The sequence below is a fragment of the Anaeromyxobacter sp. Red801 genome (genome assembly GCF_049201065.2).
Taxonomy (GTDB): Bacteria; Myxococcota; Myxococcia; order Myxococcales; family Anaeromyxobacteraceae; genus Anaeromyxobacter.
This window is the reverse complement of record NZ_CM181236.1, coordinates 1,771,543-1,785,246: the sequence shown is the minus strand read 5'-3', so window position 1 is coordinate 1,785,246 and position 13,704 is coordinate 1,771,543. Positions and strand designations below refer to the sequence as shown.

Here is a 13,704-nt window from a genome sequence, read left to right as displayed (position 1 = left end):
GCGACTGCCCTCCCGACCTCCCGCTCCGCGGCGCGGTCGCGCCCTGTCGCCGCCCGAGCGCTCGTGGCTTGCAGCGGCCGCGCCGTCGCGGTAAGGCGCAGCCATGTCCCTGACCTACCGCGACGCAGGCGTCGACATCGACGAGGGCGATCGGCTCGTCGACCTCATCAAGCCGCACGCCCGGCCCACGATGCGCCCGGAGGTGCTCGGCGGGATCGGCGGATTCGGCGGGCTCTTCGCGCTCGACGTGAAGAAGTACCGCGAGCCGGTGCTGGTGTCGGGCACCGACGGCGTCGGGACCAAGCTCAAGGTGGCGTTCGCCGCCGATCGCCACGACACGGTGGGCATCGACCTCGTGGCGATGTGCGTGAACGACATCGCGGTGGTGGGCGCCGAGCCGCTCTTCTTCCTCGACTACTACGCCACCGGCAAGCTCAGCGCCGAGCAGGGCGCCCAGGTGGTGAAGGGCATCGCCGAGGGCTGCCGGCAGGCGGGGTGCGCGCTCATCGGCGGCGAGACCGCCGAGCTGCCCGGGTTCTACGCCCGCGGCGAGTACGACCTGGCCGGCTTCGCGGTCGGCTGCGTGGACCGGCCGCGGATCGTGGACGGCACCCGGGTGGCCCGGGGCGACGTCGTGATCGGGATCGCGTCCTCCGGCCTCCACTCCAACGGCTTCTCGCTGGCGCGCAAGGCGCTGCTGGACCGCTACCCGCTCGATCACCGGTTCGAGGCGCTGGGCGGGCGCACGCTGGCGGACGCGCTGCTCGAGCCCACCCGCATCTACGCGAAGGACGTGCTGGCGCTGCTCGAGCAGGTGCCGGTCCGGGCGTTCGCGCACATCACCGGCGGCGGGCTGCCCGGCAACGTGCCGCGCACCCTCCCCGACGGCACGCGGGCGGTGCTCGAGGAGAAGCGCTGGCCGCGGCCGGCCATCTTCGACGTGGTCGAGCGCGAGGGGCAGGTCCCGCGCGACGAGATGTACCGCACCTTCAACATGGGCCTCGGCCTGGTGGCGGTGGTCGCGCCCGGCGACGAGGCGGCGGCGCACGCGGCGCTCCGGGCCCGCGGGCTCGACGCCTGGACGGTGGGCGCCATCGAGGCGGGCGGCCCCGGGGAGGCCACCTGCGAGGTGGTGCGGTGATCCGGCTCGGCGTCCTCGCCTCCGGCGGCGGCACCAACCTGCAGGCGCTGCTCGACGCCTGCGCCGCGGGGCGCGTGGACGCGCAGGTCGCGGTGGTGCTCTCGAACGTGCCGGGCGCCGGCGCGCTGGAGCGGGCGCGCCGGGCGGGCGCGCCGGCGGAGGTCCTGCCGTCGAAGGGCGTCGCCGACCGCGCCGCCTACGACCTCACGCTGGTCGAGGCGCTCCGCGCCCGCCGCGTGGACCTGGTCTGCCTGGCCGGCTACATGCGCCTCGTCACGCCCGGCTTCCTCCGCGCCTTCGGGCCGGACGCCGGCAGCCGGGGCTGCCCGCGGGTGATGAACATCCACCCCGGCCTGCTCCCGTCGTTCCCCGGCCTGCACGCGGCGCGGCAGGCGCTCGACTACGGCGCCCGCATCGCCGGCTGCACCGTGCACTTCGTGGACGAGGGCACCGACACCGGGCCGATCATCGCGCAGGCGGTGGTCCCGGTGCTCCAGGGCGACGACGAGGCCGCCCTCTCCGCCCGCATCCAGGCCGAGGAGCACCGCCTCTACCCGCAGGCCGTGCAGTGGTTCGCGCAGGGGCGGCTCTCGCTGGAGGGGCGCCGGGTCAGGCTCGATCGCTGCGCGCCGCACGGCCCCTCGCCGCTGCGGAACCCGCCGCTGGAAGGTTAGGCGCGCGCGGCGCCGAGGCCGCCCCCGAACGATCGGCTAGACCGTCCGGGTGGATACGTCCCTCGACCGCGGGACGAGATCGTTTGGCGCCCGGGCGGCCTCGACGTAGACTCCGCCGCCGTGGCGCAGACCTTCCGACCCCCCGCAACCCAGCGCATCTACGACGTCTGCATCGTCGGCTCGCAGCTCGGCGGCATCGTCGCCGGCGCGCTGCTGGCCCGGCGCGGCTTCCGGGTGCTGCACGTCGCCCACGACGACCTGGGCCCGAGCTACGTGGACGCCGGCTACGTGCTGCCCTGGGCGCCCGCGGTCATCCCCTCTCCGCGGCAGATGCCCGCCGCCGAGGCCGTGCTCGCCGAGCTGGGGCTCGCCACCGACGTGGGCCGGGCGCTCGAGCCGTCCGACCCCGACCTGCAGATCCTGCTCCCCAGGCACCGCGTGGACGTCTCGCGCGACGCCGCGCAGCTGCGGACCGAGCTGCACCGCGAGTGGGCCGGCGAGGCCGAGGCGCTGGAGGCGGGCTTCGCCGAGCTGTCCACCCTCTACGAGTTCTCCGGCTTCTTCCTGAAGGCCGCGCCGCCGCTCCCGCCGGACGGGTTCGGCGAGCGGCGGGCGGTCAAGAAGGCGCTGAAGGTCGCCTCCAGCCTCCCCAACGCGCCCGCCGGCGAGGTCGGCGAGGCCCGGCCCTTCGACGCGCTGCGCGGGCACGAGCTGGTGCGGAGCCTGGAGATCGCGCACCGCTTCCTCACCTACCTGGACGGCCCGCCCTCGCCGCTCTCGCTGGCGCGCCTGCTGGGCGGCGCGCTCCGCGGGACGCACCGGCTGGCCGGCGGCCAGGGGACGCTCCGCGAGATGATCCGCCGGCGCATCGCGGAGTCGCGCGGCGAGCTGAAGGGCGGGCCCGGCGAGCCGGCGTCCGCCGCGGGGCTGGAGCTGGACGGGAGCCGCATCGCCGCGGTCCGGCTGGCCGACTCGCCCGACGCGTTCGTGGCCCGGGCCTTCGTGCTCGCCGCGGACGCGGAGTCCATCCGACGCCTCCTCCCGGCCGGCGCCGCCGAGGCCCGCGCCGCCCGCGTGCTCGAGGCCATCCGCCCGCAGCGCCGGCTCGTCTCGCTGAACCTGATCGTCAAGGAGGCCGCGCTCCCGCCCGCGCTGGGCGAGAACGCGCTCGCGCTCCGCGACGCGGAGGGCGGCGACGGCATCGACAACGCGGTGTTCCTGCAGGTGCTCCCGGCGCGGCGCGACGGCAAGAAGGGCTCGGCGGACGCGGTCCCGGGCGAGCGCGTGGTCTGCGCCGCCGCGTTCGTGGACGCGGGCACCACCTCGCGCGAGGCGCTGTCGGCGGCCTCGGCGCGGATCCGCGAGGCGGTGGCGGACGCCATCCCGTTCTTCGAGCGCCACCAGGTGAACGAGTCGTCCCCGGTGCTGAACGCGCCGGTCGGGCCGGAGGAGGCGGTGCGGCTCCTCACCCATCCGCTCTACGGCACCGAGCTCGAGTCCACGCTCGGGGTGACCGGCCTGCCGGTGCGGGCGCCGTGGAAGAACGCGTTCTTCGCCGGGCGCGAGGTGCTCCCCGGGCTCGGCCTGGAGGGCGAGTTCTACGCGGGCATCCAGGCGGCCGGGCACGCGGTCGCGGCGCTCGGGCGGAGGGACGTTCTGAAGTGAGCCCTTGCCTTTCGCGGGCCACTCTGTAATATCCCGCGCTCCTTTTGGTTTTCGGAGTAGAGACCATGGCACGCCGCTGCGAGATCTGTGGGAAGGGCCCGCTCGTCGGGAACACCGTCTCCCACGCCAACAACAAGAACAAGACGCGCTCCCTGCCGAACCTCCGCTCGGTCCGCGCCAACCTGTCCGGCGAGGTCCGCCACATCCGCGTGTGCACGCGCTGCCTCAAGGCCGGCAAGGTCGTGAAGGCGGGCCGCGGGCGTCCGTCGGCGTCGGCGCAGGCGTAACGAGGTCCCTGGGCGCGCGCGGCCGGATGCGCAGCCTCCCGGTCACCGAGGCGCCCCACCCCAGAGGCTCGGATCTCGAGCGGCTCCCCGCGGGCCGCCTCCTCGCCCGTCTCCACGAGGGCGACCGGGAGGCGGTGCGCGCGGTGGGCCGCGCCTTGCCTTCGCTCGCGCGCCTGGCCGAGGCCGCCGCCGCCGCGCTCGGCGCGGGGGGCCGGCTGGTCTACGCCGGCGCCGGCACGAGCGGCCGGCTCGGCGCGCTCGACGCCGCCGAGTGCCCGCCCACGTTCGGCGTCTCCCCTCGCCGCGTCGTGGCGCTGGTGGCCGGCGGCCGCCGCGCGCTCACCCGCGCGGTGGAGGGCGCCGAGGACGATCGCGCGGCCGGGGCCGCCGCGGTGCGCCGCGCGCGCGCCGGGGCGCGGGACCTGGTCGTCGGGGTGAGCGCGTCCGGCACCACGCCGTTCGTGCTCGGCGCGCTGGAGGAGGCCCACCGGCGCGGGGCCCGGACCGCCCTCGTCACCTCGAACCCGGCCGCCCGGGCTCGGGCCGGGCTGCGGGTGGTCCTGGAGACCGGCCCGGAGCTGGTGGCGGGCTCGACCCGCATGAAGGCCGGCACCGCCGCGAAGATGGCGCTCGGGCTGGTGAGCACCGCCGCGTTCGTGCGGCTCGGCGCCGTGCGCGGCGGCCGGATGGTGGCGCTGGCGCCGGCCAGCGAGAAGCTGCGCCGCCGGGCGGTGCGCAACGTCGCCGCGCTCGCCGGGGTGGGCGAGGCGCGCGCCCGGGGGCTGCTGGAGGCGTGCGGCTGGAGCGTGCGCGACGCGGTGGACCGCGCCGGCCGGCCCGCGGCGCGCCCGCGCCGCCGCCGATAGGAGGACGGACGATGGCCAAGGAAGAGAAGGCGCTCGCCCCCGAGGAGCTCTCGCGCGCGCGGGCGGCGCTGGCAGCGGCGCAGGGGAAGCGGCGCCTCGACCTGGTGCTGGAGGCGCGGGACCCTCAGGCGCTGGTCCGCGCGCTGCCCGCCGACGAGCTCTACTTCACCATCCGCGACGTGGGGCTCGGCGACGCGGCGCTGCTCGTCCAGCTCGCCTCCCCCGAGCAGTTCAAGACCTTCCTCGACCTCGACGCCTGGCGCGGCGGCGCGTTCGAGCCGCGCCGCGCCCTCCCCTGGCTCCGGATCGCCCGCGCCGGCGCGCACCTCGACCCGAAGGCCGCGGCGCGCTGGACCCGCAAGCTGGACGCGCTCGACCGCGAGGTGCTGTACCTGGTGCTGCGCGACGCGCTCCGGCTGCACGACCTCGAGGAGGACCCGGATCCCGAGCTGGTGTCCGACCGGTTCATGCGGACGCCCGAGGGGCGCTTCGTGGTCGAGTTCGAGGTCGAGGGCACCGAGTACCTGGCGGTGCGCGGCCTGCTCGACGACCTGTACGCGCGCGACGCCTTCCTGGCGACGCGCCTGCTCTCGGCCATCCGGGGCGAGCTGCCCAGCGAGCTGGAGGAGACGGCGCTGCGCTGGCGCACCGGGCGCCTCGCCGACCTCGGCTTCCCCTCGCTGGAGGAGGCGCTCTCGTGGTTCGCGCGGCCGCCGCGCGCGCCGGCCCACCCCGCCGGCCCTCCCCCGGCGCGTCCCCCCGGGTTCCTGCTGGCGAGGCTCGGCGCCGGGTCGGCGCTGGACGCCGCCGCGGCGGCGCTCCCCGCCGGCGAGCGCGAGGTGCTGGAGCGCGAGATCGTCGCGGCCGCCAACGCGGTGCTGGTCGCCGACGCGGTGGACCCCTCCGACCTCGAGGCGGTGCGCGGCGCGTTCGGCGCCGCCCGCGCCATGCTGGAGCTGGGCCTGGCCCGCCTCGCCGGCGCCGATCCCGACCGCGCCGCCCAGGTGCTGGCGGAGACGCCGGTGAAGCGGCTCTTCCAGGAGGGCTTCGGGCGCGTGCTCGAGCTGAAGTGGCGGGCCGAGCGGCTGCTGGCCGGCGGCGGCGCGGGGACCCGCGCCGCGCCGCTGCTCGACGCGCCGCTGGGCGAGGCGGTGGCGGCGCTCGCCGCGAAGCGCCCGCGCTACTTCCCGGGCCTGGAGGCGCCGCGGGACGAGTGGGGCACGATGTCGGCCGGCGCGCACGAGCCGCGCCGGTTCCTCGCCGCGCCGGAGCTGGACCGCACCGTCGCCGCGCTGGACCTGGCCGAGGGGCTGGCCGGGCTGGCGCAGGCGCTGGGGCTCGCCGGCGGCCGCGCCGAGGGGCCGCTCGCGCCGCGCCTCTCCACGCTGTACCTCACCGCGCTCGCCAACGAGCGAATGGGCCGCGCCTTCCGGCCGGATCCGATCGCGCGCGCGGAGCTGCCGGCCGCGGCGCGGGCGCTCGCCGCGATCGAGGACCCGCGGCTCGCCGCCGCCGGCCAGGCCGGGGCGCTGCTGCTGGAGCTGGCGCGGGCGCGCGCGGCCGAGCTCGCGCCGATCGCCGAGGGCGGCGCGGCCCGCCCCGAGCACCTCTCGGCGGTGCTGGTGCGGGACGCGGAGTAGCAGGCCGCTCGTCCCGAGCGTAGCCCGCCAGCGGCGGGGCGGAGGCGAGGGACGGGAGGGCGCGGCCCGCGGTGATCGCCGGCCGCGCCCCCCGCGGGATCTGACTGCGCTACTTCGTCGCCGGGGCCGCCTCGGGGGCCGCCTTCTCGGCGGCCTTCGGGGTCGCCTTCTTCGCGGTCGCCTTGTGGTGCTTCTTGTGCGCGGCCGGCTTGGCGGCCGGCTTCGCGGTCTCGGTGGCCGCCGGCGCGGCGGGGGCCGGCTCCGCGGCCTTCGGCTCCTCGGCGAACGCGGGGGAGACGAGGCCGAGCACGGCGAGGGCCGAGACGATGCGCAGGACGTTCTTCATGTGGGGTACCTCCGGCGCGGGGCCGCGGTCGATCCGCGCACGCCCGCTGCGAGGAGGTACGCGCGCGCCCCGGGCCGTATTCAACGCGCGCCTCGTCAGGGCAGCTCGCCGATGAAGGTGGCCTCCCGCGCCCAGCGCAGCGCCTGGTCGATCTGCTCCTCCGCGAGCACCCCGGCCTCGCGCAGCAGCCGCACCTCGGCGCGCATGTTCGTGTCGAGCAGGTACGGACCGTCGGTGTTGATCGTGAACCGCACGCCGCGCTCCCAGAAGCGCGCCAGCACCTGACCGAGCTCCTCGATGGACGCCACCGCCCGCGTGGCCAGGTTCGAGCTGGGGCAGATCTCCAGCACCACGCCGCGCTCGCGGAGCAGGTCCATCACCTTCTCGTCCCGGGCCGCGCAGATGCCGTGCCCGATGCGATGGGGCTCGAGCTGCTCCACCACCGCCCGCACGCCCTCGGCGCCGGTGGTGGCGGTCTCGCCGGTGTGCACGGTGGTCTTCAGCCCGGCGCGCCGCGCCCGCGCGTACAGCTCGCGGTAGCGCCCGACCTCCGCCGGCATCAGCTCGAGCGCGTGGCGCTCGGTGCCGGCGAGGTCGATGCCGACCACGCCGCGCCGCCGGTACTTGATGGCCTTCTCGACCAGGATCTCGTTGAGGTGCGCGGGGAACTCGCGCGCCAGGCAGAAGATGAGGCCGGCCTGCACCCCGTACTCGAGCACCGCCCGGTCCATGCCGCGGAGCGCGGCGTGGATGATGTGGTCGAGGTCGCGCTCGCCGCCGACGTTGCGCTTCATCGGGTTGAAGCGCAGCTCGATGAGCGAGACGCGCGACGAGCGGTACTCCTTGCCGATGACCTCGTAGACGCTGCGCTCCATCGCCTGGGGGGACGACTGGATCTTCTCGGTCCACTCGTGCATCACCGCCAGGTACTCGTCGAGCGACCGCACCTTGCCCGGGCGCGCCGAGATCAGCTCCTTGAACTCCCAGTAGCTCGCGACGGGCAGCTTGAAGCCCTGGTCGTGGGCGATGGACCAGAGGATGTGCGGCGCCACCGCGCCGCCGACGTGGATGTGCAGGTCCGAGAGCTCGCGTGCCATCGGCCCGAGATACCGCCGCGGCGCGAGGCACGCCAGCGCCTTCTCGGACGCCGCTAGCCGTTCTCGTCCGGCGACGACTCGCCGGGCGCGCCGAGCCCGAGGCCGCACTCCGGGCACTCCACCTCCCGCGCGCCCTGCACCGCGAAGCGGTGGCCGCAGGCCGGGCAGGTGATCTCGCCGCCCGCGTCGAGGTCGATCCCCTCGGCGCCGCGCGCCGCCGCGGCCGCCGCGTCGGGATCCTCGAGCAGCCCGGCCCAGTCGCGCCGCAGGAACGCCTGCGCCCGCTCCAGCTCGTCGCGCGGGACGTACAGGTTCCAGAGCGGGTGGTGCGCCTCCTCCGGCCGGCCCGGCGGGACCTTCTCCATCTCCGGCGCCAGCCCCTCCGCCTCCAGCAGCGACATCACCTCGCGCACCGACGCGTAGCCGGAGCGGGTGAGCACGGCGAGCCCCTCGGCGGCGGCCTCGCAGGTCACGCAGCGCCCGCCGTCGGCGAGCGGGGTCGAGCAGGTGGTGCAGCGCTCCATGGACGCCTCCCGCGGCCCGGGACCGGGCGCGGCCCGATGATACCCCGGGCGCGGGAGGTGCGGCGTCGGTCAGCGTCGTCCGGTCGCGCGCGCCCGCAGCGCGGCCGTCGCCGGCCGCGGCGCGGCGGGCGCGGCCGGCGGCACCAGGCTCGGCGGCTCCGGCACGGCGACCGGCAGCGGCGTCACCGCGGCGGGGGACGGCGGTGGCGCCGCGGCGGGGCGCCGCTCCGCGCCCGCGCCGAGCGCGGCCGCGACCAGCAGGAGCGCGGGCGCGAACAGGAAGCGGTAGAGAGCCATGGCGGCCTCCGGGCGTGGTCGGGAGCGAGGGGTGGTCCGCCGAGCACGGTTCGCACGCGCGGCGCGCGCCACAAGCGTCCAGGATGGGGGACACGGGCGCGCGGCCTGCTCTATACTCGCGCGCCTCATGATCCTCATCGACGGCAAGCAGATCGCGGCGAAGGTGAAGGGCGAGGTGGCGACCGAGGTCCGCGCGCTGGCCGCCCGCGGCGTGCAGACCGGCCTCACCGTGGTCCGGGTGGGCGACGACCCCGCCTCCGCCATCTACGTGCGCGGGAAGCGCAAGGACTGCGAGGAGGTGGGCATCACCTCCGTGGAGCACCACCTCCCCGCCACCACGGCGCAGGCCGAGCTGCTCGCGCTCATCGCGCGGCTGAACGCGGACCCGGCGGTGCACGGCATCCTGGTGCAGCTGCCGCTGCCGAAGCACGTGGACGAGCGCGCCGTGCTCGACGCCATCTCGCCCGCCAAGGACGCCGACGGCTTCCACCCGTTCAACGTGGGCGCGCTCTCGATCGGCATCGCCGGCGTCCCCCGCCCCTGCACGCCCGCCGGCGTGATGCGGATGCTCGACGAGGCGAAGGTCGATCCCAAGGGCAAGCGCGCGCTGGTGGTGGGCCGCTCCAACATCGTGGGCAAGCCCATGGCGATGATGCTGCTCGAGCGGCACGCCACCGTGACCATCGCCCACTCCCGCACCGCCGACCTCGCCGGCGAGGTCGGCCGCGCCGACATCCTGGTGGCCGCCATCGGCAAGGCCGAGCTGGTGAAGGGCGCCTGGGTGAAGGAGGGCGCGGTGGTGATCGACGTGGGCATGAACCGCCTCGCCGACGGGAAGCTGGTGGGCGACGTGGAGTTCGCGGCGGCCGCCGCGCGCGCCGCCGCCATCACCCCGGTGCCGGGCGGCGTCGGCCCGATGACGCGCGCCATGCTGCTCGTGAACACGGTGGAGCTCGCGAAGCGGGTCGCCCGGTGAGGCGCTGCGCCCGGGCGCTCGCGGCCATGGCCGTGGCGCTCGTGGGCGCCTCGGGCTGCTGCACCTGCGTCGACCTCGACTACACCTACCGGAGCGGCGCGGCCCGCGCGCCGGCGGCCGCCCCGCCCTTCTCGCCGACGCTCCGCGTGCTGCACGTGGCGGACATCGGCGAGCCGAACTGCCAGCAGCGCGCCGTCTCCGACGGCATGGCCGCGGCGCACCGGCGGGCGCCGTTCGACCTCGCGGTCGCGCCCGGCGACAACGTCTACAACTGCGGGCCGGACGCCACCGTGCCCGGCGCGGCCGACTGCCGCTTCGCCGACGACGGGAACACGGTCGCCGCGGGCTACGCCGCCCCCGCCGATCCCAGCTTCGCGCGCTTCGAGGACGCGTTCGCGCCGCTGGCGGGCGTGCCCATCCACCTCGCGCTCGGGAACCACGACGTCGCCACCGCCGGGAGCTGCGCCGTGCCCGGCGTGGAGCCTGCCACCGCGGCGCGGCGCAAGGCCTGCCTCGAGGTGGCGCACGCGTCGCCGCTCTGGTCCATGCCCGGCCGGCACTACGCCGTGGACCGCGGCCCCGCCCGCTTCATCGTGGTGGACACGAACCTGCTCAAGGGCGACTACGGCGGCTTCACCTTCGCCGACGAGGAGGCGTTCGTGGCCGCCGCGGCGGCCGGCTGCGACGCGCGCGCCTGCTTCCTGGTCGGCCACCACCCCGCGGTCACCGCCGGCTCCCACCACGACGACGCGACGCCGGAGTACCTCTCGCGCGTCGATCGCCTGCTCGCGGCCGGCCAGGGCCGGATCCGGGCCTGGCTCGCCGGGCACGACCACGACCTGCAGCACCTGCGGACGCCGGGCGGCGTGGACGTGCTCGTGTCCGGCAACGGCTCCCGCGCGCGCGGCGCGGAGCGCTTCCACGAGGTCTCCGCGCCCGGCGCCGAGCTGCTCTTCGCGGCGGTGCGCTGGGGCTTCGGCGTGCTCGAGGTGGGCGACGGCGGCTGGCGCTACCGCTTCGAGTCGGACGACGGCACCGCGCTCTACTGCTGCGCGGCCGCGGGCGCGGGACGCTGCGAGCCGGTCGCGTGCCGGTGAGCGCGCCGGCGCCCGGCGCCGGCCGCCCGTCCGGCCGTGCGCCCGTGCCCCAGCCCCTTCCGGTGCCGCCTGGAACGCGCGATGGCACCTTGCGGACCCCCGCGCGAGCGGCTACTGCTCGGGCGCGCCGGGCGCGAAATCCCGCGTCCTGGCGCGCTTGACCCTCCGGTCAACCCCGATAGAATCCGCCCGCCCATCCCCACCCGAGGCGCCCATGGCCCTGCGCACGCCCCTCTACGACACGCACGTCCGCGCCGGCGCACGGATCGTGGAGTTCGCCGGCTGGCAGATGCCGGTCCAGTACTCGGGGATCCTCGCCGAGCACGAGACCGTCCGCACCCGCGTCGGCCTGTTCGACGTCTCGCACATGGGCGAGGTCGTGTTCCGCGGCCCGCGGGCGCTCGCCGCGCTCGGCCGGCTGTTCACGAACGACCTCTCCAAGGTGGCCGACGGGCAGGCGCAGTACGGCTGCCTGTGCCGCGACTCCGGCGGCATCGTGGACGACGTGGTGGTCTACCGCCGCGGCGCCGAGGACCTGCTCGTCTGCGTCAACGCGGGCAACCGGCAGAAGGACTTCGAGTGGCTCGCGGGCCACGCCGCCGGCGCCGACGTCCGCAACGAGTCGGACGACTGGGCGCAGCTCGCGCTGCAGGGCCCGCTCGCCGCCCAGCTCCTGCAGCGGCTCACCACCGTGAACCTCTCCGCCATGCGCAGCTACCGCTTCGGCGAGGGCGACGTGGCCGGCGTCCGCTGCATGGTGGCCCGCACCGGCTACACCGGCGAGGACGGCTTCGAGCTGTTCTGCCGCGCCGACCTCGGCCCGCGCCTCTGGGACGCGCTCATGGAGGCGGGCGCGCCGGAGGGGATCGCCCCGTGCGGCCTCGGCGCGCGCGACTCGCTGCGCCTGGAGATGGCGTACCGCCTCTACGGCTCGGACATGGACGAGACCACCACGCCGCTCGAGGCCGGGCTGGCCTGGGTGGTGAAGCTCGACAAGGGCGAGTTCATCGGCCGCGACGCGCTGCTCAAGCAGAAGGAGCAGGGGCTCTCGCGCAAGCTGGTGGGGTTCCAGCTCACCGACGCGGGCATCCCGCGGCACGGCTACCCGGTGCTGCAGGACGGCCGCAAGGTGGGCGAGGTGACCAGCGGGACCAAGAGCCCGTCGCTCGGCACCGCCATCGGGCTCGCCTACGTGCCCCCCGCGCTCGCCGCCGAGGGCTCCACCTTCGCAGTCGAGATCCGCGGCCGGGCCGCGGCGGCCAAGGCCGTGAAGACGCCGTTCTACACGCGGAAGTGACGGAGAGACGACCATGGAAATCCCCGAGGACCTCAGGTACACGCGCGAGCACGAGTGGGCGCGCCGCAAGGGCAGCGCGATCGTGGTCGGGATCACCGACTTCGCCCAGGAGCAGCTCGGCGACGTCGTCTACGTCGAGCTCCCGGACGTGGGCGACACGGTCAAGAAGGGCGAGTCGTTCGGCGTGGTCGAGTCCACCAAGGCCGTGTCCGAGCTGTTCGCCCCGATCTCCGGCAAGGTGATCGAGGTGAACGACCCGCTCTCCGACGCCCCCGAGACCATCAACGAGGATCCGTACGAGGAGGGCTGGATGATCACCATCGAGCCCTCGGATCCGAAGGACCTCGAGACGCTCATGGACGCCGCCGCGTACAAGGCGTTCGTCGAGGAACAGGAGTAGCGCGAGCGCCGCCCGCCGGGCGGTCCCCCTCCCTCGCGGCGAGGTCGCCGCGGAGCCAAGCCTTGCGATACCACCCGCACACCCCGGACGACGTCCGCGCCATGCTCGACGTCATCGGCGCGGAGCGCGTCGACGAGCTGTTCCGCTCGATCCCGCAGGCGCTCCGGCTCGACCGCCCGCTGGACCTGCCGCCCGCGGCGGACGAGATCGCGCTGTTCTCCGAGCTGCGCCGCCTGGCGGCCCGCAACGAGACCGCCCACCCGCCGTTCGCCGGCGCGGGGTGCTACCCGCACCACGTGCCGCCGGTGGTGGACCAGCTCCTGCTCCGCGGCGAGTTCTTCACCGCGTACACGCCCTACCAGCCTGAGATCTCGCAGGGCACGCTGCAGGCGCTGTTCGAGTGGCAGACGTTCGTGTGCCTGCTCACCGGCATGGACGTCTCGAACGCGTCCATGTACGACGGCGCGACTGCCACCGCCGAGGCGGCGCTCATGGCCGGCCGGATCACCGGGCGCGACAAGGTGGTGGTCTCCGCCGCGCTCCACCCCGAGTACCGCAAGGTGCTCGCCACCTACCTGCGCTCGACCGGCGACGAGATCGTCACGGTGCCGTTCGGCGCCGACGGGCGCACCGACCTCGCCGCGCTGGAGCAGGCGGTGGACGGCCGGACCGCCTGCGTCATCCTCGGCTACCCGAACTTCCTCGGCGTGGTGGACGCGCTGCCCGAGGCGGCCGCCATCGCCCGCAAGGCCGGCGCGCTCACCGTCTCGGCCACCGCCGAGGCCGTCTCGCTGGGCCTGCTCCAGTCGCCCGGCGCGCTCGGCGCCGACGTCGCGGTGGGCACGTTCCAGAGCTTCGGCAACCCCATGTCCTTCGGCGGCCCGGCCCCGGGCTTCCTCGCCACCCGCGAGAAGAGCGTGCGCCAGATGCCCGGCCGCGTGGCCGGGGCGACCGTGGACAAGCAGGGGCGGCGCGGCTTCGTGCTGACGCTCTCCACCCGCGAGCACATCCGCCGCGAGAAGGCGACGTCGAACATCTGCACCAACTCCGGCCTGTGCGCGCTGGCCTCCACCATCCACCTGTCGCTGCTCGGCAAGCGCGGCCTCGCCGAGCTGGCGCGCCTCAACCACGGGCGCGCCCGCATGCTGCGCGACGCCATGGAGCGGGCCGGCTGCCGCCCGGTGTACTCCGGGCCGTTCTTCAACGAGCAGGTGTTCGACGTGGGCGACGCCGAGGCGGTGGTGGCGAGGCTCGCCAAGCGCGGCATCGTGGCCGGCGCGCCGCTGGCGCGCTGGTACCCGGACGCGCCGCACGCGAAGGGCGCCCTGCTCTGCGCGACGACCGAGCTGCACGGCCCCGAGCTCATCCAGCTCTTCGCGGGCGCGGTGAGGAGCTAG

General features: G+C 75.9%; 15 protein-coding genes. 11 read left to right on the top strand and 4 right to left on the bottom strand.

All coding sequences use genetic code 11. The features are described from left to right. Positions 1–103: 103 nt before the first annotated feature. The 6 genes from purM (at position 104) to ACOQFB_RS08080 (ending at position 6,273) form a co-directional block, all read left to right on the top strand. Entirely contained in the window at positions 104–1,141 is a 1,038-nt protein-coding gene (purM, locus tag ACOQFB_RS08105) for a phosphoribosylformylglycinamidine cyclo-ligase (protein ID WP_421610230.1), read from the top strand. Beyond that, a complete protein-coding gene (gene purN, locus ACOQFB_RS08100) occupies positions 1,138–1,815 on the top strand; it encodes a phosphoribosylglycinamide formyltransferase (protein WP_059439195.1) in 678 nt (225 codons plus the stop codon). Before purM ends, purN begins: the two co-directional genes overlap by 4 nt. 120 nt (positions 1,816–1,935) lie before the next feature. Beyond that, positions 1,936–3,480, top strand: a complete 1,545-nt coding sequence (locus ACOQFB_RS08095; protein ID WP_059439196.1) for a phytoene desaturase family protein — start codon at positions 1,936–1,938, stop codon at positions 3,478–3,480. Positions 3,481–3,545: 65 nt separating this feature from the next. Further along, complete coding sequence (rpmB, locus tag ACOQFB_RS08090) at positions 3,546–3,767, top strand: 50S ribosomal protein L28 (protein WP_059439197.1); 222 nt, start codon at positions 3,546–3,548, stop codon at positions 3,765–3,767. A gap of 26 nt (positions 3,768–3,793) precedes the next feature. Continuing rightward, on the top strand, positions 3,794–4,633 hold the full coding sequence (locus tag ACOQFB_RS08085; RefSeq protein ID WP_421610231.1) for an N-acetylmuramic acid 6-phosphate etherase: 840 nt from the start codon (positions 3,794–3,796) through the stop codon (positions 4,631–4,633). 11 nt (positions 4,634–4,644) lie between these two features. Further along, the gene (locus ACOQFB_RS08080; protein ID WP_421610232.1) at positions 4,645–6,273 is read left to right on the top strand and encodes a DUF6178 family protein; all 1,629 of its coding nucleotides are present in this window, start codon (positions 4,645–4,647) and stop codon (positions 6,271–6,273) included. A gap of 109 nt (positions 6,274–6,382) precedes the next feature. Here the strand turns inward: ACOQFB_RS08080 and ACOQFB_RS08075 are convergent, their stop codons facing one another. The 4 genes from ACOQFB_RS08075 to ACOQFB_RS08060 form a co-directional block, all read right to left on the bottom strand. Further along, entirely contained in the window at positions 6,383–6,619 is a 237-nt protein-coding gene (locus ACOQFB_RS08075) for a hypothetical protein (RefSeq protein WP_059439504.1), read from the bottom strand. Positions 6,620–6,714: 95 nt separating this feature from the next. Continuing rightward, entirely contained in the window at positions 6,715–7,716 is a 1,002-nt protein-coding gene (locus tag ACOQFB_RS08070; RefSeq protein WP_059439505.1) for an amidohydrolase family protein, read from the bottom strand. Between the two features lie 53 nt (positions 7,717–7,769). After that, positions 7,770–8,240, bottom strand: a complete 471-nt coding sequence (locus ACOQFB_RS08065) for a hypothetical protein (RefSeq protein WP_059439506.1) — start codon at positions 8,238–8,240, stop codon at positions 7,770–7,772. Between the two features lie 69 nt (positions 8,241–8,309). After that, positions 8,310–8,537: a hypothetical protein gene (locus tag ACOQFB_RS08060; RefSeq protein ID WP_421610233.1), complete on the bottom strand. Its 228-nt coding sequence runs from the start codon at positions 8,535–8,537 to the stop codon at positions 8,310–8,312. A gap of 127 nt (positions 8,538–8,664) precedes the next feature. On the opposite strand from ACOQFB_RS08060, the gene folD reads away from it, so the two are divergent. From folD to gcvPA, 5 genes are all read left to right on the top strand, one after another. Next, a complete protein-coding gene (gene folD / locus ACOQFB_RS08055) occupies positions 8,665–9,513 on the top strand; it encodes a bifunctional methylenetetrahydrofolate dehydrogenase/methenyltetrahydrofolate cyclohydrolase FolD (RefSeq protein WP_059438673.1) in 849 nt (282 codons plus the stop codon). Beyond that, on the top strand, positions 9,510–10,610 hold the full coding sequence (locus ACOQFB_RS08050; protein ID WP_237758099.1) for a metallophosphoesterase: 1,101 nt from the start codon (positions 9,510–9,512) through the stop codon (positions 10,608–10,610). The genes folD and ACOQFB_RS08050 overlap by 4 nt, the downstream gene beginning before the upstream one ends. 214 nt (positions 10,611–10,824) lie before the next feature. Then, complete coding sequence (gene gcvT / locus ACOQFB_RS08045) at positions 10,825–11,907, top strand: glycine cleavage system aminomethyltransferase GcvT (protein WP_059438675.1); 1,083 nt, start codon at positions 10,825–10,827, stop codon at positions 11,905–11,907. A gap of 13 nt (positions 11,908–11,920) precedes the next feature. After that, positions 11,921–12,307, top strand: a complete 387-nt coding sequence (gene gcvH / locus ACOQFB_RS08040; RefSeq protein ID WP_059438676.1) for a glycine cleavage system protein GcvH — start codon at positions 11,921–11,923, stop codon at positions 12,305–12,307. A gap of 62 nt (positions 12,308–12,369) precedes the next feature. Next, positions 12,370–13,704 (top strand): aminomethyl-transferring glycine dehydrogenase subunit GcvPA, encoded by a 1,335-nt coding sequence (gene gcvPA / locus ACOQFB_RS08035; protein WP_494492526.1) that lies wholly within the window; start codon positions 12,370–12,372, stop codon positions 13,702–13,704.